The sequence below is a fragment of the Nonomuraea phyllanthi genome, from assembly GCF_006334985.2.
GTDB classification, from domain to species: domain Bacteria; phylum Actinomycetota; class Actinomycetes; order Streptosporangiales; family Streptosporangiaceae; genus Nonomuraea; species Nonomuraea phyllanthi.
In genome coordinates this window covers 345,522-367,489 of record NZ_VDLX02000006.1, presented here as the reverse complement: position 1 = coordinate 367,489, position 21,968 = coordinate 345,522, and the positions used below count along the sequence as shown (strand labels likewise).

Annotated in this window: 12 protein-coding genes; 5 read left to right on the top strand and 7 right to left on the bottom strand. The window is 68.9% G+C overall.

Annotated elements, in window-relative coordinates:
* Nucleotides 1-104 precede the first annotated feature (104 nt).
* The 3 genes from FH608_RS18740 to FH608_RS18730 all read right to left on the bottom strand — a co-directional run bounded on the left by FH608_RS18740 (nt 105) and on the right by FH608_RS18730 (nt 7,173).
* Nucleotides 105-1,859, bottom strand: a complete 1,755-nt coding sequence (locus FH608_RS18740) for a ThuA domain-containing protein (protein ID WP_139631823.1) — start codon at nt 1,857-1,859, stop codon at nt 105-107.
* 10 nt (nt 1,860-1,869) lie between these two features.
* Nucleotides 1,870-4,695, bottom strand: coding sequence for a lectin (locus tag FH608_RS18735; protein ID WP_139631822.1), 2,826 nt, complete (start codon nt 4,693-4,695; stop codon nt 1,870-1,872).
* 93 nt (nt 4,696-4,788) lie between these two features.
* Complete coding sequence (locus FH608_RS18730) at nt 4,789-7,173, bottom strand: RICIN domain-containing protein (protein ID WP_226899668.1); 2,385 nt, start codon at nt 7,171-7,173, stop codon at nt 4,789-4,791.
* A 336-nt stretch (nt 7,174-7,509) separates the two neighbouring features.
* On the opposite strand from FH608_RS18730, the gene FH608_RS18725 reads away from it, so the two are divergent.
* From FH608_RS18725 to FH608_RS18710, 4 genes are all read left to right on the top strand, one after another.
* On the top strand, nt 7,510-8,247 hold the full coding sequence (locus FH608_RS18725; protein ID WP_226899667.1) for a FadR/GntR family transcriptional regulator: 738 nt from the start codon (nt 7,510-7,512) through the stop codon (nt 8,245-8,247).
* A gap of 301 nt (nt 8,248-8,548) precedes the next feature.
* Nucleotides 8,549-10,039 (top strand): arabinofuranosidase catalytic domain-containing protein, encoded by a 1,491-nt coding sequence (locus FH608_RS18720; RefSeq protein ID WP_139631819.1) that lies wholly within the window; start codon nt 8,549-8,551, stop codon nt 10,037-10,039.
* A 112-nt stretch (nt 10,040-10,151) separates the two neighbouring features.
* Nucleotides 10,152-11,507: a lectin gene (locus FH608_RS18715; RefSeq protein ID WP_139631818.1), complete on the top strand. Its 1,356-nt coding sequence runs from the start codon at nt 10,152-10,154 to the stop codon at nt 11,505-11,507.
* Between the two features lie 336 nt (nt 11,508-11,843).
* Nucleotides 11,844-13,679: an RICIN domain-containing protein gene (locus FH608_RS18710; RefSeq protein WP_139631817.1), complete on the top strand. Its 1,836-nt coding sequence runs from the start codon at nt 11,844-11,846 to the stop codon at nt 13,677-13,679.
* Here FH608_RS18710 and FH608_RS18705 read toward each other — a convergent pair.
* A complete protein-coding gene (locus tag FH608_RS18705) occupies nt 13,648-15,348 on the bottom strand; it encodes an amylo-alpha-1,6-glucosidase (RefSeq protein WP_139631816.1) in 1,701 nt (566 codons plus the stop codon). The genes FH608_RS18710 and FH608_RS18705 overlap by 32 nt on opposite strands.
* Before the next feature lie 308 nt (nt 15,349-15,656).
* On the opposite strand from FH608_RS18705, the gene FH608_RS18700 reads away from it, so the two are divergent.
* The gene (locus FH608_RS18700) at nt 15,657-16,673 is read left to right on the top strand and encodes a LacI family DNA-binding transcriptional regulator (protein ID WP_139631815.1); all 1,017 of its coding nucleotides are present in this window, start codon (nt 15,657-15,659) and stop codon (nt 16,671-16,673) included.
* 177 nt (nt 16,674-16,850) lie between these two features.
* Here the strand turns inward: FH608_RS18700 and FH608_RS18695 are convergent, their stop codons facing one another.
* From FH608_RS18695 to FH608_RS18685, 3 genes are read right to left on the bottom strand one after another with little or no spacing between them, the layout of a single operon-like run.
* The gene (locus FH608_RS18695; protein WP_139631814.1) at nt 16,851-17,249 is read right to left on the bottom strand and encodes a RidA family protein; all 399 of its coding nucleotides are present in this window, start codon (nt 17,247-17,249) and stop codon (nt 16,851-16,853) included.
* A gap of 26 nt (nt 17,250-17,275) precedes the next feature.
* Nucleotides 17,276-19,090, bottom strand: coding sequence for an FG-GAP repeat domain-containing protein (locus tag FH608_RS18690; RefSeq protein ID WP_139631813.1), 1,815 nt, complete (start codon nt 19,088-19,090; stop codon nt 17,276-17,278).
* Complete coding sequence (locus FH608_RS18685) at nt 19,090-21,522, bottom strand: hypothetical protein (RefSeq protein WP_139631812.1); 2,433 nt, start codon at nt 21,520-21,522, stop codon at nt 19,090-19,092. The genes FH608_RS18690 and FH608_RS18685 overlap by 1 nt, the downstream gene beginning before the upstream one ends.
* Between the last annotated feature and the right edge of the window lie 446 nt (nt 21,523-21,968).

Here is a 21,968-nt window from a genome sequence, read left to right as displayed (position 1 = left end):
AGTCCCCCGGCTTCCCCGGGCACATCTTCTGACCGGTCCGGCCAGGAGAGGTCGCTGACCGCGCACCTCGTCCTGGCCACTCCCCGGAGTATGGACGATTCGCCTCAGACGCGGGTCCATTGCTGGTTGGTGCCGCCGTGGCAGGTCCAGATGTGCACCTTGGTGCCGTTGGCGGTTCCGTACCCGGACACGTCCAGGCACTTGTTCGCGCCGACCGCGGTGATGGTGCCGTCGGAGTTGAGGCGCCACTTCTGGTTGTTCTGGCCGTTGCAGTCCCAGATGATCACGCTGGTGCCGTCGGCCGTGGCCGCGCCGTTCACGTCCAGGCACTTGCCGCCGTACACCCGCAACTCACCGGCGCTGGTGGAGGTCCACTGCTGGTTGGACCGCCCGTTGCAGTCCCAGATCTGCACCTGCGCCCCGTTCGCCTGCGAGGCGCCGCTGACGTCCAGGCACCGCCCCGACCCCACACCCCGCAGCGCGCTCGCACCGCCCGGTGTGCTGGTCAGTTCCTTGACGCGGATGTTGCGGAACGACACCACGTCGCCGGACCCGTGGTTCTGGATGCCGATGTAGCCCTGCTGGAGCGAGCGGACCGGATCGGTGTTGGTGAAGTCGTTGATTCTGGTGCCGTTCAGGAACACCTGCAGCCGCTCGCCCTCCACCAGCAGCTCATACGTGTTCCACTGGCCCGGCGGGTTCAGCGCCGCGTCGCGGGCGGCGATGTCGGCGGACTTGAACCCGTAGATCGCCCCGGTCGTCCTGTCCGAGGTGTCGGTCGCGTCGATCTGCACCTCATACCCTGTGTCGAGCGCCGCGTCAGGGTCGGCGGTGGCCGGGAACCCGACGATCACGCCGGAGTTGGAGTCGCCGGTCAGCTTCCAGTCGAGCTTGAGGGAGTAGGAGCCGAACTCCTTGGCGTCGTACCACAGCATGCCCATGCCGCCCTGGGAGGTCAGCGTGGCGTCGCTGTTGGCGAATGATCCCGGCCCGGCCTGCGACCAGCCCGTCGTCGAGCCGTTGTACAACGCCGTGTACCCGTTCTCCGGGCGGCAGTCGGCGTTGGCGGCCTTGGCCGCGTACCGGATTCCGCCGAGCAGCAGCGAGCGGAAGTCCGGATCGGCGTACGACTCCTGGGTGTGGCCCAGGCCGGTGTAGAAGGAGCGGCCGGAGGACTGGGGGTGGCACCAGGTGATCGGGTGGTCGCCCATGCCGCCGCCGCTGTAGCTGCCCTCGTCCAGGCTCTGCAGCACCCGGACGTTCGGGCGGGGGTTGGTGCGGTAGTTGTACCACTCGTCGGTACGTGACCAGGTCGTCCCGAGGTGAGCGGTCGCGGCGTGCGCCCGGTCCTCGTTCCGCACGGTGGCCTGCTGGATCGCCGGATGGTTGTTGAACCAGGCCCCCATCAGCTGCCCGTAGTACGGCCAGTTGTACTCGGTGTCCGCGGCGGAATGCACCCCCACGTACCCGCCCCCGCCGTCCACGTACGCCTGGAAGGCGGCCTGCTGGTTGTCGTTCAGCACGTCACCCGTGGTGCTGAGGAACACCACCGCCTTGTACTGGGCCAGGTTGGCCGTGCTGAAGGCGTTCGAGTCCTCGGTGGCGTCGACGGCGAAGTCGTTGGCGGTCCCGAGGTCGCGGATGGCCTGGATCCCGCTGGGGATCGAGTCGTGCCGGAACCCGGCCGTCTTGGAGAACACCAGCACCTTGAAGGCGGCGGCATGGGCGGGGACGGCGGGGATCATCGCCGCGGCGGCAGTGATCGCCACCGCGGTCACCGACAGGCGTCGCAGCACGGATGCCTTCCGGACGCTCCCGGCAATGCGCCCGAGCGCGGCGGGGGTGAGATGTCGCAGCATGGGTGTCCTTTCAGACGCGGGTCCACTGCTGGTTGGTGCCGCCGGCGCAGGTCCAGATGACCACCTTGGTGCCGTTGGCGGTTCCGGCGCCGGTGACGTCCAGGCACTTGTTCGCGCCGACCGCGGTGATGGTGCCGTCGGAGTTGAGGCGCCACTTCTGGTTGTTCTGACCGTTGCAGTCCCAGATGATCACGCTGGTGCCGTCGGCCGTGCCCGCGCCGTTCACATCCAGGCACTTGGTGCCGTACACCCGCAGCTCACCGGCGCTGGTGGAGGTCCACTGCTGGTTGGACCGCCCGTTGCAGTCCCAGATCTGCACCTGCGCCCCGTTCGCCTGCGAGGCGCCGTTGACGTCCAGGCACCGCCCCGACCCCACACCCTTGAAGGCGCTCGCGCCGTCCGAGGGCGGGGTTCCGGTGTCGAGCGTGAAGGCGTCCACGTCGAACAGGTAACCCTGCCCGGTCGGGCCGCGGAAGACGAGATACAGAGCCGTCGTGCCGGCCGGCGCGCCGCTGAGGCTCGCCGAGACGTCGGTGAAGGTGTCCCAGCTGCCGGTGCTCGCCACGCTCACCGTTCCGAGCAGCGCGCCCGTCGCCGAGCCCGCCCGTACCTCGATCCGGCCGCCCGCGCCGGCCGAGGAGACCCGAGCGGTGATCCGCGTCGCGTTGCCCAGGGTGTACGGCTGGAAGGAGATCCAGTCGCCGTCGTCGGTGAAGCCGACCGTCTCGCCGCCTTCCGCGCCGGTGTGCTCTGCCGTCTGGACGCCCTGCTGGGCGCCGAAGTGCTCGGCCTGCCGGTGCCGCGGCTGCAGCGTACGGGAGCTTGTGGAGGTCAGACCGCCCTGGTCGGTGAAGGAGGCCTCGAAGACGCCGTAGATGTTGGCCGCGGCGTCATGCTCGCCGTCCACCGGCACCGAGATGGAGCCCGAGCAGCCGGTCTTGGAGGTGATCTGGTGGCGGTGGCTGTCGTGGCCGAGGAAGTAGGCGACGGTGACCCCGGTGCAGTCGATCGTCCCGTCCTCCGGGTCGCTGACGGTGACCTGGAAGGGCACGGTGTCGCCGAAGGAGAACAGCTGCCCGTCGGCCGGGGTGGTGAGGGTGACCGTCGGCGCGGTGTTGCCGACGTTCACGATCACATTCGCCGTGCCGGTGAGGCCCTGCGGGTCCCGGACCGTGAGCGTCGCGGTGTAGGCGCCGTTCGTGGTGTAGGTCTTGCTCGGATTCGCCGCCGTGGAGGTGGTGCCGTCGCCGAAGTTCCACGAGTACGTCAGCGCGCCGCCCTCGGGATCGGAACTGCCCGCCGAGGAGAAGTTCACCGTCAGCGGAGCCGGTCCCGACGTCCTGTCGGCGGACGCCTTGGCGATCGGATTGCGGTTGGCGTCGCCGATGTACTCGATGCGGTACAGCGCCTGGTTGTTGTTGCCGTCGCCGTAGTCGAGGACGTACAGGGCCCCGTCAGGTCCGAAGGCCATGTCCATCACCTGCGTCCCCGACCAGGGGAACGCCGAGATCTCCCCGTAGCCGCCGTCGGATCTGACCTCGATCGCCTTGATCCACCGCCGGCCGTACTCACCGGCGAAGAACCGCCCGTCGAGCGCTTGGGGGAATTTGACGGGCGAGTTCACATTCGCGTCGTAACGGTAGACCGGACCGCCCATCGGCGACTCCGACCCGGAGCCGAACTCCGGCGGGCTCCCGGCGTCTCCCGCGTACCGGATCCACGCCGGCTGCGCCGGGGGCAGCGTGGTCAGGCCGGTGTTACGGAAGGAGTTGTTGGTGGGGCCGCCCGAGCAGTTGTACTTCGGACCGGTGCTGTTGGTGGCGAAGTTCCATTCGTTGTAGGTCTCGCTGGTGGTGTTCGTGCCCGTGCAGTACGGCCATCCGTAGTTGCCCGGACCGGTGATGCGGTCGAACTCCACCTGCCCGCTCGGCCCCCGGTTGGTGTTGGTCACGCCCGCGTCCGGCCCGTAGTCGCCGAGGTAGACGACGCCGGTCGCCTTGTCCACGCTCATCCGGAACGGGTTGCGGAAGCCCATCGCGTAGATCTCCGGCCGGGTCTTCGCCGTCCCCGGCGGGAACAGGTTGCCGCTGGGAATCGTGTAGGTGCCGTCGGGCTGCGGCTTGATGCGCAGGAGCTTGCCGCGCAGGTCGTTGGTGTTGCCGGCCGAGCGCTGGGCGTCGAACTGCGGGTTGCGGTCGCTCCGCTCGTCCAGCGGGGAGTAGCCGCTCGACTCGAACGGGTTGCTGTCGTCGCCGGTGGTCAGATAGAGGTTTCCGGCGGCGTCGAAGTCGATGTCACCGCCCACGTGACAGCACTGGCCGCGGTCGTTCGGAACCCGCAGGACCACCTTCTCGCTGGACATGTCGAGAGTGTCATCCGACTTCAGGATGAACCGGGACAGGTGCAGCTCGCCTTTCCACTGGTCGAACTGCTCCTGCGAGCCGCTGCGTGGCGCATCACCGTTCGGCGTGCTCAGCCGCGGCGAGTAGTAGAGCCAGATGTACCGGTTGGACGCGAAGCCGGGGTCCACCGCCACGCCCTGCAGGCCCTCCTCGTCGTGGCTGTAGACGTTGAGCCTGCCGGCCACCTTCGTGTTGCCGTTGACATCGGTGACGCGCACCGTGCCGTCGCGCGCCGTGTGCACCACCGACCGGTTCGGCATCACGGCCAGCGACATCGCCTCGCCCAGCTCGGAGCCTCCCGACGCGAGAGAAACCTGCTGGTAGTCGGCCGCGGGGATGGTGAGGGCGTACGCCGGGGAGGCGTTGAGCGTGAGTGCTCCGGAAGCGATCAGCGCCATCGTGGTCAGCAAAGTGAGCCACGGACGTCGGGACATGAGTGTTCCTCTGCTGTCGAATCGATTCGAGCGAAGGAGGCCCGCTTCTCCGTTCCCGGGAGCGGGGCGCCGGGGGCGCGTCGCCGGACGGGGTCAGGTGCGGGTCCATTGCTGGTTGGTGCCGCCGTGGCAGGTCCAGATGTGCACTTTGGTGCCGTTGGCTGTGCCGTATCCGGACACGTCCAGGCACTTGTTCGCGCCGACCGCGGTGATGGTGCCGTCGGAGTTGAGGCGCCACTTCTGGTTGTTCTGGCCGTTGCAGTCCCAGATGATCACGCTGGTGCCGTCGGCCGTGGCCGCGCCGTTCACGTCCAGGCACTTGCCGCCGTACACCCGCAGCTCACCCGAACTCGTCGCGGTCCACTGCTGGTTGGACTGCCCGTTGCAGTCCCAGATCTGCACCTGCGCCCCGTTGGCCTGCGAGGCGCCGTTGACGTCCAGGCACCGCCCCGACCCCACACCCCGCAGCGCGCTCGTGCTCCCCGAAGACTGGCCCTGCGGGCCGGCGGACGCCATCACGGCCTGGGCGCCGGCGGGCCAGGCGCCGTTGGTGACGGTGACATTGTTGTTCACCACGTTGCCGCGGTCGCCGTTGGTCACGTTGGTGCTGCCGTTGGTCGACCAGTTGCCGGTGACGGTGAAGTTCCCCATGTTCTCGCCGCCCCAGTAGTTGGCGGTGGCCCAGGTGCCGACGTCGGACAGGACGTTGTTCCTGACGGTGTAGTACTTGGAGCCCTCGTCGAAATAGATGCCGAACCAGCCGTTGGTCCGCAGGCAGTGGTTGTCGCTGATCAGCGCGTTCGGGTTCCAGGACAGCGTGTAGATGCACCCGCCGTCGGTCATCTGCCGCATGACGTCGTGCACGTAGTTGCCGATGAGCTTGTTGCCGGACGCGGTGGTGGGCGTCGTGTACCGCGGCTGGTAGTCGTACAGGCCGCGGTTGGCGTACTGGTTGCTGCCGCCGGGCTCGTTGGCGCCCCAGCCGTAGCCGATCGACATGCCGGTGTACGGCAGGTTGTAGACCTCGTTGTGTGACACGTCGGTGTTCGTGACGTACGTGGTCAGGACCGAGACGCTGCCCCGGTAGTCCAGGCCCAGGTCGTGGATGCGGTTGCCGCTGATGGTGATGTTCCGGTTGACCATCCGCTGGTCGCCGGGGTGATGCGCGTCGGCGCGCACGCCGCCGACCACGATGCCGCCCGCGGAGCTGTGGGCGATCTCCGACCGGGTCACCGTGATGTTGCTGGCCCCCAGGCCGACGCCGCTGGCGTGGGCGTTGGCGTCGTTGCCGATGCCGATGGCCGTCTGCCCCAGGTTGACGAACCGGGAGTCGGCGAAGGTGATGCTGTCGGCCGCGGAGACCTGCACGGCGGCGGGCATCTGGTACCAGTGCGGCCGCGCGGCCTCGAACTGCCGGCACCCCTCCTGGCAGGAGGTCAGCCTGTCGGAGGGCCAGTTCCAGTCACCCGCGATGTAGGCGCCGGTCTGCTGGTCCGCGTAGCCCTGGTTGCTGCTGGGGCCGAGCCAGCTCGTGCCGGTGAAGGTGATCCCGCTGAACGTGATGTGGTGCGCGGGCGCGTCGTACGTGCCCCCGACGTTCACCAGGGACTGGAGGATCGGCAGCTCGACGCTGATGCTGTTCATGTTCTGCCCGGCGGCCGGGATGTAGTACAGGACGCCGGTGCCGGGGTCGATGTACCACTCCCCCGGCGCGTCCAGGAACTCGTAGGCGTTCTCCAGGTACAGCGGACCCGCCCGGTGCGGCTGCGTGAAGGTGTCGTACCCGAAGGTGTTGTTGTTCCAGCCGGGCTGCTGCATCGTGATGAAATTCCCGCTGATGCCCTGCACCCTCACGTAGCGGTCCGTGAACGAGCCCACGCTCTCCATCTCGACCCGGTTCTGGTTGGCCAGGTTGTTCAGATAGCTCAGCGCGCTGTTGCCGAACCTCAGGCCGGTGCTGGTCGCGGTGAAGTCCGACCGGTTCACGGTCGTACGCGCGCGCGTGGCGAGGGCGCCGTCGACGTACAGCTGCCGGGTCTCGATTCCCGAGCCGACGTCGGCACGCCAGATGTTCCTCCCTGAATCGGCCACGGTCCATCCGGTGACCGCCCTGGCTCCGCTGATGACGGGATGGGCGTCCGCCGCGGCCTGCCATTTGACGGAGTAGCCGTTGTCCCCGGAGTCGGCGGCGGTCAGCCGGAGGGGCGCGGAGAGCCGGTACACCCCGTCGGCCAGTTCCACGACGATGTCACCGGACATCGCGCCGTTCAGCGAACGTACCGCCGTCTGGGCCGCGGACAGCGAGCACGGCTGGGCGGACGTGCAGGCGGTGCCGGTGCCGGTGGGTGACGCGTACAGGGTCGTGGTGGCCGCGAGGGCCGGAGTGGCGGGGGCGACGAGGGCGAACGCCGTGGCCAGTGCCGCGACGATGCCGATCAGGATCGGTCTCAGCGTCGGGACGGGCGAAGATGACTGCACGGTGGTTCCTTCGGGGGGTACGGGTGTAGCCGGATCACGCCCTGCTGCGCAGACAGGTGACGCCCCTCTGAGGGACATCGCTTCTTATTACGTTGTGAGTATCAAGGCCCGTCAAGACTTTAAGCCTGCTTATTTCACCATCCTCACACCGAAAGCCCAGCCGAAGTTTGCCGCTTTCACGCCTTCAGCAGCGGTGATGTCCCGTCATGGCGTACGCCGCGCTGCTTGCTTTCGCATGAACCGTTCATATGTGTCGTACTCATCGGCACCATGCCTGCTCCGGAGGGACACCCTCATCAGTCATACTTTGCAGGGGAACGGCGAGGAGGAAGCACGGTGACCGACACCCCGCGCGAGAGCGGATACCGGCCGGGCTACGAGGTGGCGGCCGAGCAGGTACTGCAACTGATCGTCCGGCTCGGCCTGCGTCCGGGCGACCGCATGCCGACCGAGATCGACCTGGCCCGGCAACTGGGCACCAGCCGCACGGTGGTGCGCGAGGCGGTGAAGATCCTCTCGGCGCTCGGCCGGGTCCGCGCCCAGAAGGGTCGCGGCCTGTACGTGGCCGACGACGAGGGGATGTTCGGCACCGGACGCTGGGCTTCCTTCTTCCTCCCGACCGACCTCGACCACGTCTACATGCTCTTCGAGTTCCGCCGGGCACAGGAGATGGAGACCAGCAGGCTGGCCGCCCGTCGCGCCACCCCCGCGGAGCTGCGGGCCATCGAGGAGGCGGCCAGCCTGTGCCGCCATGGCTTCGAGACCGGACAGGAAGACCTGTTCAACAAGGGCGACGACACCTTTCACACCGCCATCGCCACGGCGGCGCACAACATGTTCCTCCAGGTGACGGTGCGCGAGGCCCGCAGGCTGCAGGCGCAGTCCAGCATCATCGGGCTCCGCGGCTCTGTGGGCGGGCACGCCGCCAAGGCCGTCGAGGAGCACGACGCCATCTACCAGGCCATCCGCGCCGGCGACCCGGAAGCGGCCGCCCAGGCCGCGGCCACGCACATCGACAACACCCTCGACGACTACCGTAGAGAGATCCAGCAGCGCCTCTTCTCATCTCAGTGACCCGGTCATCCGAACCGGTTCGCCTGCAGGGGACCTGAGGGGCGTCATGAACCGGGTCGGCGTCGGATGAACGTTTCATCGAGCCCCACGACGAGAGTCGCCGATGAGTGCCACCGGGCGGGGGTTGCGCCAGGCAGCCGGACATGACGGAGCCTTGACAGGCGGTCCGCTCGTCGTATGTGCTTCGCTGTGCACCGCTGCCTCCCCCTCTTCAGCGATCTCTGTACGTTGGCGAATCGATTCGCATGAAGCCTCTGAGTGCTGCCGTCTCGGTCTCGCCCTACCTTTGAAGGAGTACGGCATGCAGCCTTCATCCGTTCCCTTATCGGGCTTTCGGGCGGCCGTCGTCACCGTTGTCGTGGCGGCGCTGGCGACGCTGATCGCCGCCGCCCTGACCTGGTCGGCACCCGCCTCGGCGGCGACCACGCCATTGGTGGGCGTGGGGTCGGGGCGGTGCCTGGACGTCAACGGCGCCTCGCAGGCCAACGGGGCGCAGGTGCAGATCTGGGACTGCAACGGGCAGTCCAACCAGCAGTGGACCGCGACGAGTTCGGGTGAGCTGCGGGTGTACGGCGGCAAGTGCCTGGACGTCTACGGCGCGGGCACCGCCGACGGCACCAGCGTGATCATCTGGGACTGCAACGGCCAGAACAACCAGAAGTGGCGCCTCAACTCCGACGGCACCATCACCGCGGTCGGCGCGAACAAGTGCCTGGACGTGTCCGGATACGGCACAGCCAACGGCACCAAGGTGCACATCTGGACCTGCCACGGCGGCACCAACCAGCAATGGACCACGGGAACCGGACCCACCCAGCCGCCGTCCGGCGCGCGCCCGTGCGACATCTACGCCTCCGGCGGCACGCCGTGCGTGGCCGCCCACAGCACCACGCGGGCGCTCTACGGCTCGTACAACGGCAACCTCTACCAGGTCAGACGCTCCTCCGACAACACGACCAGGAACATCGGCGTGCTCGCCGCGGGCGGTGTCGCCGACGCCGCGGCCCAGGACTCGTTCTGCGCCGGCACCACGTGCGTCATGACCGTGGTGTACGACCAGTCCGGGCGGGGCAACGACCTGTGGTACCAGGGATCCAGCGTGGTCCCCGGCTCCCCTCAGAGCAGGCCGGCGATCGCGACCACCGAGTCGCTCACCGTCGGCGGCGGCAAGGCGTATTCGCTCTACATCAATCCCGGCAACAGCTACTGGCGGGACGGCCACCTGACCGGCGTGCCCACCGGCAGCGCGCCCGAGGGTATGTACATGGTCACCAGCGGCACCCACGTCAACGGCGGCTGCTGCTTCGACTACGGCAACAGCGAGACGACCAGGAAGGCCGACGCCGCCGGCGCCATGGACGCCATCAACTTCAGCACGCAGTGCTGGTTCGGCGGCTGCCAGGGCAGCGGCCCCTGGGTCCAGGCCGACCTCGAATGGGGGCTCTACCCCGGCGGCAGCCAGTCGTGGAATCCCAACCAGCGGGCCTTCCCCCACAAGTTCGTCACCGCCACGCTGAAGAACAACGGCACCAGCCGGTTCGCCATCAAGGGCAGCAACGCGCAGTCCGGCAGCCTGTACACCCTGTACGACGGGCCGCTCCCCAACGGCTACAGCCCGATGAAGAAGCAGGGGGCCATCATCCTGGGCAGCGGCGGCGACTGCTGCAAGCCCGACGGCGGCGCCAACCTCAGCGCCGGAACCTTCTACGAAGGGGCCATCGTCGCCGGCTACCCCACCGACGCCACCGAGAACGCCGTCCAGGCCGACATCATCGCCGCAGGCTACCGCTGATCCGCTCTCACGAACCTTCGGCCTGCCTGGACGCCGGACCTTCGGGGGCCCTGGCGTCCGGCCGGCGAGTTTCGACGTATGTCACCACGAAAACGGCAAAGGAATTTGCGTCATGTCGAGACATAGGTCTCTCTTCGCAGCTGTCGCGTGCGCGGCACTGCTCGTCGCCCTGGCCACGGTGGGAACGGCGCTGGGCGACAGCGCGACCCCGTCGTTCGCGAAACGGAGCGCCTTCGCGGCCACCGCGGGATGCGGCAAGACTCCGACGCTGAGAAGCGGCCAGCAGTCCATCACGACCAGCGGGAAAAATCGCAGCTACATCCTGAGAATTCCCGACAACTACAACAACACGACCCCTTACCGGTTGATTTTCGGATTCCACTGGAATGGCGGCACCGCCAGCGATGTCGACGGGGGCGGAACCAGCGGGTACCCCTGGTCCTACTACGGCCTCAGGGCGTTGTCGAACAACACCGCGATCTTCGTCGCGCCTCAGGGCTTCAACAACGGCTGGGCCAACTCGGGCGGCGAGGACGTCACCTTCGTCGACGACATGATCCGCCGGATCGAGGCAGACCTCTGCGTGGACACCTCCCAGCGCTTCGCCATGGGCTTCAGCTACGGCGGCGGCATGAGCTACGCACTCGCATGCGCCCGGGCGACGGTCTTCCGCGCGGTGGCGGTCTACTCCGGCGGGCAGCTCAGCGGGTGCAGCGGCGGCACCGAGCCCATCGCGTACATCGGACTGCACGGCCTCAGGGATCCGGTGCTCAACATCTCCGCGGGCCGGTCCCTGCGTGACAGGTTCGTCAGGAACAACGGGTGCACACCCCAGAACCCGCCGGAGCCGGCGCAGGGCAGCCTCACGCACATCGTCACCTACTACTCGGGGTGCCGGGCCGGTTATCCGGTCGCATGGGCGGCGTTCGACGCGGGCCACACCCCCGGTCCCGTGGACGGGAGTCCCGGCGACTTCGAGCCAGGCGAGAAGTCCTGGACCAGGCCGGTGGTGTGGGAGTTCTTCTCGCAGTTCGCAGGCGGCGACCCTGATCCGACACCGACCCCGACCGTCGATCCGCCGACGACAGGCGCGCTGTGGGGTGTGGGGTCGGGGCGGTGCCTGGACGTCAACGGCGCCTCACAGGCCAACGGGGCGCAGGTGCAGATCTGGGACTGCAACGGGCAGTCCAACCAGCAGTGGACCTCCACCAGCGCCGGTGAGCTGCGGGTGTACGGCGGCAAGTGCCTGGACGTGAACGGCGCGGCCACGGCCGACGGCACCAGCGTGATCATCTGGGACTGCAACGGCCAGAACAACCAGAAGTGGCGCCTCAACTCCGACGGCACCATCACCGCGGTCGGCGCGAACAAGTGCCTGGACGTGTCCGGATACGGCACAGCCAACGGCACCAAAGTGCACATCTGGACCTGCCACGGCGGCACCAACCAGCAATGGACCCGCACCTGACAGCCCGTGACAGCTGACCACGTGCCATCCGCCGGGACGAGCCATCGTCCCGGCGGATGGCCGCAGGCACGCGGGAACGTCCATGGTGCGGGGGCTCGTGCTCGAGCCGCTGACACGCCATTGACAGCCTCCAGCAGGAGATCTACGATCCGATCGAATCGATTCGCAATCACCGTCACCGCTCTCACCGGCCATGTCTCTGAACCGTGGCTCCGGTGCCGAGCCTGAACGCAGAATCGATTCACCACTGTCTGGGTCACAGGTCAGCGTAATCACTCGCAGGAGACTGCGATCTCTCCCGTGCGGGGCCACGACTCCTCGAAGGAGCCACCCACGATGACGATCACCCAACAACCGCCCGCCGGACGCCACCTCCAACTCGCGCGAGTCCTGGCCGCGATGCTCATCGCCGTCATCCTCCCGGCCGTTCCGGCGCCGGCGCACGCCGCGGACGAATCGATCAGCGTCAACTTCGCCGTGGCCGGCGGCGCGCCGACCTACCGCGCGTCCGGCTGGATCTACGGCATGACGGAGAACGCGTCAGGACCGGCGGACCACTTCTTACGCGACGTGAAGTTCCGGTACATGCGCGCCGGCGGCGCTCAACTGGGCTCGCCAGGCGGCTGGGTGTCGGGCGGCTACGAACGCCGGTGGAACGCGACGCTGGCCCAGGCCCGCCGGACGATCGCGCTCGGCGGCCAGTTCATCATCCTCCCGCACGACCTGTGGGGAGCCGACGGGTACCCGATCTCGCGCTTCCCCGGCGACAACGGCGACTGGTCCGACTACGACGCCTTCCTCACCCGCCTGGTCGACGACGTGCGGGCGGCCGGGATCACGGTGCAGTGGGACCTCTGGAACGAGCCGAACATCTCCCTGTTCTGGAACCGCCCGCAGGCTCAGTACTTCGAGCTGTGGCGGCGCAGCTACCAGCGCATCCGCGCCGCCTTCCCCGGCCATCTGATCGTCGGCCCCAGCTGCGCCTGCGTGCCGTCCACCACGCACGCCTTCTGGAACGCCTACCTCGACTTCGTCCGTGCGAACAACCTGATCCCCGACATCGTGAGCTGGCACTCCCTGCCCGGCGACCCGGTCGCCAACGTGGCCGCCGCCGACACCACGCTCGCCTCACGCGGCATTCCGCATCCGCGCCCGTACCAGATCAACGAGTACGGCGCCTCGCACGAGCAGAACCCCGGCGACGGGGCCTGGTACATCGCGCGCCTGGAGCGGGCGGGCGCGGACGGGCTGCGCGCGAACTGGGCGAGCGCCGGCAACCTGCACAACGATCTCGGCAACCTGCTCGTACGGAACTCCGCGGGCCGGCACCTGCCCAAAGGCGAATGGTGGGTCTACCGCTTCTACGCCTCCCAGACCGGTCAGATCGTCTCGGTGACCCCGAGCCCGGCGTACGACGCCTTCGCCACCAAGACGGCCGGAACCGCGAAGATCCTGGTGGGCGGCGGGGGGACGACCGGCAACATCGCCGTCGACCTCAGGGGGCTCGACACCACCGGCGGCATCGTGCAGAACAACCAGGTACGGGCGGTCGTGCAGCGCATCCCGTACAACGGCGGCGGCGCGGTCCAGGGGCCGGTCACCGTCCAGAACTCGGTCCTGACGCTGTCCGGCAACGGCGCCACGCTGAACCTGCCGCACACCAACGCCGACGAGACGTTCACCATCACGCTGCTGCCGCCCTCCGACGGCGGCTTCCAGTCCGTCGCCGTCGCCCAGCACTCCCAGCAGTGCCTGGACAACACCGATCTGAGCACCGCCGACGGCAACGTGCAGCAGCAGTACTTCTGCGAGGGCGGCGACCAGCAGCTGTGGGACTTCCGGCCGGTCGCCGGCGTGGCCGGCACCTACACGCTGGTCAACCGGCAGAGCGGGAAGTGCCTCGACGTGAACGGGAACTCCACGGCCGACGGCGCTCCGGTGATCCAGTGGGCGTGCGGGAACGGAGCGCAGAACCAGCAGTTCACGCTGCGCAAGGTCACCTACGCGGGCAACGACCCCCACGACTACCAGCTCGTCGCGCGCCACAGCGGCAAGTGCGTCGACGTGAGCACGATCTCCACCGCGCCCCGAGCGCCCGTCCACCAGTGGACCTGCAACCCAGCGGGCCAGGCCGCTCCGCTCAACCAGACGTGGCGGCTGTGGGGCCGGTGACCGCGCCGGACGCGGCCCGCCTCTCATGGGCGGCGGCGAGGATGAGGTAGGCGCTGGCCGTCCAGGTGTAGGCGCGGTCGCGCAGCCCCTCCCCCGTGCGGGCGTCGAAGTTCTCCGCGAACCCGGACTTCTCGCACAGCATGCGGAAGCGGGCGCTGATCTCGTCGGCAAGGTCCGCGTAGCCGGCGCGGCGCAGGCCGTCCTCGATCAGGACGGTCGAGGGCGCCCACACGGGGCCGCGCCAGTAGCCGTCGTCCAGATAGTGCGGCGAGTCAGGCAGCTCGGTCGCGAGGCCGAACGCGGTCAGGTGCCGCCTGATCCGGGCGGCCAGGGCCGCCCGGATGGGCTGCGGCAGTTCCTCCCCCAGCACGATCGGCATGAGGTCGAGCAGGCTGGAGCTTGACCAGGTGCGGCCCGAGAGCACGCCGCGGGCGACGAACCGCTCACCGTCCCACAGTTCGGCGAGCAGCGCGTCGCGCATCCGGTCGGCCTGCGCGCTCCATCGGGCGGAGGTGTCCGGGTCGGGGGCCAGGCGGGCCAGCCGGCGCAGCTGGAGGACGAGGAACGCGGCGAGATCGGCGGTCTCGACCACGCGCTCGGGGTCGAAGGTGGTGGCGTTGTCCCAGCCGCTGTCGTTGCCGTGCTGGTAGTGCGGCAGCTCGCGGCCGGGGGCGCGGCGGGCCTCCAGCCAGAAGGCGGTCCAGCGTTCCAGCAGCGGGTAGACGCCGGGGTCCGCGGGAGGCAGGTGGCGCAGGGACCAGCCGTGGATGGGCGGCTTGACGAAGTTGTAGAGGACCTCGGAATGGGTGACCGAGTCAGGGAGCGCGCCGGCGGGGTCCTGGTGGCCGAAGGGCAGGTGGAACTGGTCCCAGGCCAGGTCGGGCAGGCCGCCGGCCAGGGCGATGGCGTTGAAGCAGTGGTCCCAGCTCCACACCTTGTCCATCCAGTGCTTCGACATCAGCACCGCGGGCCGGGTGACGAACCCGGCCGGGCGCACGGTGGCCGACCACAGGACGTAGGCGGCCAGTTCGGCGGCGGGCGTGCGCTCGCTGCGCCAGGGCGCGACCGCCGCCACGAACGCGTCGAAGTCCGCCCGCGCGGCCTTGACCACCTGCTCGAAAGTGTCGGCGCTGGTGTAGGGGGCGCGTGCGGTCTCGTACTCCTCGATGGCGATCTCCCACTCGGCGTCGAGGACGAGGCCGCGTTCGGCGTTGCCGAGCGCTTGCGCGCCGAGATGGCCGGGCCGCCCGGCCAGGATGGTGATCCGGTAGCGGCGTCCGGTCTGGTAGACGGTGAAGACGAACGAGCCGTCCACCGGGTCCTGATAGAGGTACGGGCCGCTGAACGGCGTCAGCACCGGGTCGGCTGCCAGCAGGCGGAGCCCGAGGCCGTCGCCGCGCACGCGTACCGTGTCGGCGTTCTCGTAGGCCAGGTCGATCCGGCCGTGCTCACCGGCCCAGGTGAGCTGGTACGGGGTGGCCGTGATCGCGGCGCCGGCCGTGGGGATCAGCTTCAGGATCGGGTGCATGCCCGTCTGATGGGAGACCAGGTGCACGTCCTCGGCGTAGATCTTCTCCGCCACGACGGGCGAGAAGCCGAACCATGATCCGCGGTAGCTGAACGGGATGTCCCGCAGGGAGAACACCGGGCCGGAAGCGGCGGCGGTCATGAAATGAGGGTCCCTTCTCGATCTTTGGCGGCTCCGGCGGTGACGTAGCGCTGGGCGATCACCAGCAGGACGAGGAGTTACGCGGCTGTTCTGACACGATGTCGAATCGATTCGTCGAATCGATTCGCTCGAACATAGGCCTGCTCTCTTGCCCACGTCAATGAGCAGCAGGGCAAGGATGCGGAGATGTTGTGAGACACGGGCGCGCGAGAAGGCCCGTCCCCGGCCCAGGATCGACCAGTCCACCACGGCAGGAACCGATTCGACATACGATGGTCCGCGATCGGCAGGTGCGGACGAGGAGCACGGTGAACATCGGAGAGATCGCCAAGCGGGCGGGCGTGTCACGCAGCACCGTCTCCTACGCGCTCACCGGCAAGCGCCCGGTGTCGGAAGAGACCAAGCGCCGCATCCAGGCGGTCATCGACGAACTGGACTACCAGCCCAACGCCTCGGCCAGGGCGCTGAAGGAGGGCCGCACCCGCACGATCGGCCTCGTCATACCGCCGGCCGGCCGGCGCCTGACCGACATGCAGCTCGGCTTCGTGGCCAGCGTGGTCGACGCCGCCGCCCGTGCCGACCTGGACGTCCTGGTGTCACCTTCCGGCGGGGAGCACGACCGCTCCTTCGAACGGGTGGTGACCGGCAGGCGCGTGGACGGCGTCATCCTCATGGAGATCCGCCTGGAGGACGACCGGGTCACCCGGCTGCTGCAGAGCCGCCTGCCGTTCGTGGGCATCGGCCGCACCCGCCGCCCGGAGGAGATGTCCTGGGTGGACGTCGACTACGAGACGCTCATGGCCAAGTGCGTGCACCATCTGGCCGATCTCGGCCACCGGCACCTGGCCCTGGTCAACCGCAACGCCGAACTGGTCGCGGCCGGGTACGGGCCCGGCCACCGCGCGCGGGCCGGCTTCGACCGCGCCGTGGCCGAGCGCGGCCTCCAGGGAGTGCGGGTCTGCTGCGCCGATGACGCCCAGTCCGGGCAGACCTGCCTCCAGCAGCTCCTCGCCGAGCACCCGGAGCTGACGGCCATCGCCACCATCAACGAGGCGGCCGTCGCCGGCACGTATCGCGGGCTGGCGGAGGCGGGGCTGAACGTGCCTCGCGACTTCTCCATCGCCGGAGTGGCGGCGCAGCACTGGGCCGAGAGCATGCATCCGCCGCTCACCGCCGCCGACGTCCCAGCTGACGAGATGGGGGCCCGCGCCGTGGAGCTGCTGATCCAGCGCATCGCCGACCCCGGCGCTCCGCACCGCCATCTCCTGCTCGCCCCGCCCGTCTCGCTCCGCGGCACGACCGGCCCCGCCCGCCCTCGCACCTGACCCGATCGCCGGGACGCGTCGCACAGGTCTCCGGGTCCCGACCGCCGGCGACGGGACACTCGGCATGGCGCCGAACCGATTCGGTCAGGACCGCCGACAGCGCCTCCGGTTGGGGCGGAGTTGCTGCCGGCGCTGGAGTCCGGCGTTGGCGCATCCCCCGGCCCGGCGAGGTCGGGGCTACCCGCCGCTGCCCTTGACGGCGACGACGTCGATCTCCACGAGAATTCCGCCCAGGCTGGACCCGGCGGTGGTGCGGGCGGGGCGTGGTTCGTCGAAGAACTCCCGGTAGGCCGTGTCGAAGCCGTCCCAGTCGTTGTCGATGTCGGCCAGGTGCGCAGTCACCTTGACGACGTCCCGCAGGTGCGAGCCCGCGGCCACCAGCGCGGCCGCGACGTTGCGGAGCGTCTGGCGGGTCTGCTCGGCGACGTCCGCGCCGGCGATCGCTCGGGTCACCGGGTCGACCGGTCCGAAGCCTGCGGTGTAGACGAGGTCTCCGACCACGACGGCCTGGGAGTAGGCGCCGCGCGGAGGCGGGGCCTGGTCGGTGTGGATGCCCACCTTCTTATGGTCTGTCATGTGCAAGTCCTTTCGATGAGTCTCGCCTAGAGCACCAGGGAGACCGCGTCCTGGAAACCGTCGCCGCCCGACTGAGGAGTGCCGGACCACGGGTTCCCGGAGGTCGCGCCGGTGGAGGCGTAGATGGACAGCGCGCCTGAGGCGGTGCCGGCGACGAGGTCCGGCCCCGAGCCGCCGGTGACGTATCCGAGGTTGAGCGATCGCGTTCCGGCCCAGTCGCCCGGGATCGCGAGCGGATCCGTCGACGCACCGGTCCGGAAGACCCACAGGGATCCGTCGTTCTCCAGGTCCACGAGGTCGGCGATGCCGTCGCTGTCCACATCGCCGAGGGCCAGGCGGGTGGCCGTCTGCCAGTTGCTGCCGGCCCACGCGCGCGGCTCCCACGGGAAGTCGGTGGTGGACGCGTTGCCGGGGTAGGCGTACAGGTCACCGGTGTCGTCGCGGCCGACGATGTCGGCGAGCCCGTCGCCGGTGACGTCCCCGACCATCAGGTGGTTGAAGATGTTCCAGCCGATCCCGCCGCTGTAGCGTGCGGTCCAGTGCGGAGCGGTCGCGGAACCGTTGTTGAGGTAGATCCACAGGGTGCCGTTCGAGACCCGGCCGTCGACCGCGAGCAGGTCCTGGAGGCTGTCGCCGTTGACGTCGCCGAGGAGCACCTCTGAGGCGAAGCCCCAGTCGGTGCCGGCGCTGACCCGGGAGGGCCACGGGTTGCCGGTGGCCGCCCCGTTGTTCGGCAGGAGCCAGAGGTCGCCGCTGCGGGCGACCCGGGCCACCAGCTCCGGGCTGCCGTCGCCGTCGATGTCGCCGGTCACGACTTCCAAGGCGTACGTGAAGCCGTCACCCGCCGGGATGCGTGTCGTCGCGGACCACATGCGGCCCGTCGTGGAACTCTGCCAGGGGTGGATCCACAGCTTGCCGGAGGTGTCGCGCGCGATCAGGTCCGGGTGCCCGTCGGCGGTGACGTCCGCCATGGACAGCTGGTCCGAGGCGTTCCATCCGCTGGGGCTCCCGTTGACGATCGACGTCCAGAAGTTCGTCGACGTCGAGCCGTTGTGGGGATAGACGAGGATGGCGCCGTTGCCGTCGCGCGCGACGACCTCGGGACGGCCATCGCCGGTGACGTCGCCGAGCATCAGCATCTGGGCGAGGTTCCAGCCGGTGCCCGACCAGATCGGTGACCACGTCCACGGATTCGACGTCCCCGAGCCGTCACCCGGGTACACCAGGAGGGTGCCGTTGGCGGAGGAGGGGTCTCGCACCAGCAGGTCGGCGTGTCCGTCGCCGGTGACGTCGCCCGCAAGGATCTTGTCGGCGACGTTCCATCCGGTGCCGGCGGCGAACCGGTCCGGCCACGGGTCGTCGGAGCCCGAGCCGTCGTTGGGGTAGACCCACAGCGTGCCGGCGTCCGCGGCGGGGTCGCGCGCGATGACGTCGGCGCGCCCGTCTCCGGTGACGTCGGCCAGGAGCAGGAAGTCGGCGAACGTCCAGCGCGGAGAGGTCGCCACGTACGTCGGCTCCCACGGATCGGACGTGGTGGCCCCGTTGCCGGCGTAGACGCGTAGCGATCCGGCATCGGCGCTGGGGAGCTGGACGACCAGGTCGGCGCGTCCGTCACCCGTGACGTCATGGGCCGCCGGTGTGGCCGCCGTCGCGGTTCGGGACTTCCGTGCGGGCCTCTTGGCGGCCTTCGCGGACCTGATGCGGCTGACGTCCCACGTCTTCGACCTCACCGAGGCGGGAGCGCGGTCGCTCGGCGGCGCTGCCTGCGCGGGCGGAGTGGCGGCGAGAAGGGAGAGGAGGGCCAGGGCGGAGGCGGTGACTGCCGCGGTCGAGGACCTCATCAGAGCACGACCTCGTGGCCGGCGCGGTACGTCTTGCCGTTGACACTGATGCGCTTCAGAGCGGGCAGCGGCGGGGTCTCGACGACCACGCGCTTGGGTTTGTGATGCCAGTCGCCCCGGAACTCCACCGCGAGGGTGTCACGATGCAGCTTCATGTGCAGCGTCACCGGGCCGAACGTGGTCGGGACCTTCTCGAAGCGGGTCTGCTTGTCGGAGGAGAGCCACTCGAGCGGGCAGAGCCGGAGCAGGTGCAGCTCGTCCGCGACGAGGCTGTCGTCGATGACCGAGTGGATGAGCGACCAGGTGATGATGGGGTGGGAGAAGAGGTTGCCGTAGATGGCGTTGCGATGCTCGCTGGAGATGTACGTGTCCTGGGACAGGCCGCCCGTGAGCAGGCCGTACATGCCTTCGAGGTAGTGTGCCCGGTCCCCCAGCCGCCAGCTGTGGAACATGTTCCAGCTGTAGCACGGCTCGCTGGAGGACTGCTCGTGGTCGAGGACGGCCCGATAGAGCGCGTTGTGGTGCGCCGGGTCGAAGAGGCGGTGGTTCGGACCCACGCGGAAGAACTCGACGAAGGACTTCATCAGCGGATCGGACGCCGGCATCAGCCCGGCCCAGACCGACATCAGCGCGCCGGTGTCGAGCATCGTGAAGTCGTCCCACACGCCGTCACCCGCGAACTGGGGCTTGAAGACCGGCCATTGCCCGCCCTCGGCGTCGGTCCACTTCTGCGACCTGTCGGCCAGGTCGTGAACGGCCTGGACGAAGGTGGCGCGGAAGCTCTCGGCGAACTCGGCGAACTCCGCCGCCCGGGGATGCCCGAGACGCCGCAAGAGCTCGACGGCCGAGGTGAATCCCTTGTAGGTGAAGCACTGGCTGATGAAACCCTGGGTCTCGGCGCCCTCGTCCGTGGAGTGCCCGGGTGGCATCAGGCCCTTGACACCGTCGTGGTTGGTGAGCGCGCAGGCCTGGACGACGTACTCGCAGGCCTTCACGATGACGTCGAGCCATTTGTCGATGAACGCCGGGCGGTCGGTCAGCAGCGCGTGCACCGACAGGATCTCCATGATGGCGCCGTGGTCGCTCATCCAGTCGATGGCCTGCAGCGTCTTCGGGGTGGACAGGTAGCCGGGGTAGGTCCCGCCGGCGAAGACGGACCCGGGCGGCGTCCTTGTCCCCTGGGTGGCCTTGTAGATCTCGATGTGCTGCTCGACGACGTCGTGGTAGCCGAGCCTGTCCAGGAACATGTGGCTGACCATGGAGGTCGGCGTGCTCCACAGGACGTCGTAGGCGTACGAGCCGGACAGGAAGGTGAACATCCCGGTGTCGGGGCTCTTCTCCGCGACCACCTGGGCGAGCTGCGGACCGCGCCGTACGACCTGGTTGATGTAGTTCTCAGGGGTCTCGATCCTGGCGACGGTGGTCGCGCGCTCCTTCCAGAACCCCTGGCACTGGGCGAGTGCCCCGTCACGTCCGATCTCCGCCTCGGCCTTGGCGTCGGCGAGCTGCTGGGGCAGCATCGGGATCAGCACGTCCACGTGGGCGCCGGCCACGACGGGCAGGCCGAGGCGTAAGTCGTAAACGCCCTTGACCTTGGAGTTCTCGGTCATGGCGATCGATCCCTGGTCCGCCGTGACCACCATGACCCGGACGTTGCCGTCGCCGTCGGTGATCGGCACCGTCAGGGGTTTGCCGGTGGGGTTCCACACCCGCTGCATCGTGAGCCCTCCGACGATGGGGGCGGTCTCGGGGAACACAGTGAGCGGTACGCCGTTCTCGTCCTGAAAGGGACCGGAGGGCTTCATGTACGAGCCGCTGAGCCAGAGCTGGAACGTGAAATCCTTGGGGGCGTTCAACGGGTCGACGTAGACGACCTCGAAGCGGGTCCACGCGTAGATCGGTTCGACGGCCGTCTGGACGGGGCCGCCGCCGGGCACATGGGCGAACACGCTCTGCCGGATGACGAGACCTTCGTGGCGCCGGTGCTCGGTCCACAGGACGGGCGCGTCGCTCTCCTCCACCCAGCCCTGCCTGCCGTAGCCGAGGTCGTCGTCCCAGACCTCGTGCACGGAGGTCGGGAAGTCCCGGAATCCCCCGCCCCGCAAGGGCATCACGACGGTCGTCTGGAAGTTCTTCCCGTGGTACGGGTCGGTGTTGGGCTTCGCCGACAGGACCCAGCTCGGGTCGCAGATGAGGGATCCGTTGTAGACGCAGTTGAACCGGAACAGATGCCCTTTCCAGCCGATGGGCGTCCACACGTTGCGCTGCGGCAGCCACCAGCGCTTGGCGCGTTCGATGGTGGGTTCGGGTTCGGACGCCGCCAGTGGGGTGGGCACGAACGTGTCGGCGTGCGCGCTCGTGAGCGGGGTGGTCAGGGGGGTGACGGCGGCCAATGCGCCTCCGGTGACGGCTCCGCCGGTCAGCAGAAGCATTCGGCGCCTGGACGGTTCTCTCACGTGGGACGGCCTCCTCGAACGGCATGCGGACAGCGCCGGTGTCGGATGTGCGTTATTTTCGACATTTGGAAGATATATCCGGAGTGTCGATAATGGGACACTGTGACACCGGCGTCCGAGAAAGGCAAGGGCCTGCTTCACCGGCCTCAACGGACCGCCGTTCCGTCCGGGAGGTCGAGCGGGCACGTCGCCGAGCGGTTCGCGAACGGCCCGCAGTCAGGCGGCGCCGCCGAGGGCGGAGACGGGAAAGGCCTACCGCGGCGATGGCGTCGCCGGGTTCGCCCTCACGCAGGCGGATGATGGCGACAACGCCGGAGACGGTTGATCCCGGGTACTTTCGATCAGCGCTCACAGATCTCATTCTTTCGATATAGTGAAAGTATTATCGGGATCTCAGAAAGTTGTGCCTCGGGGAATGAGGT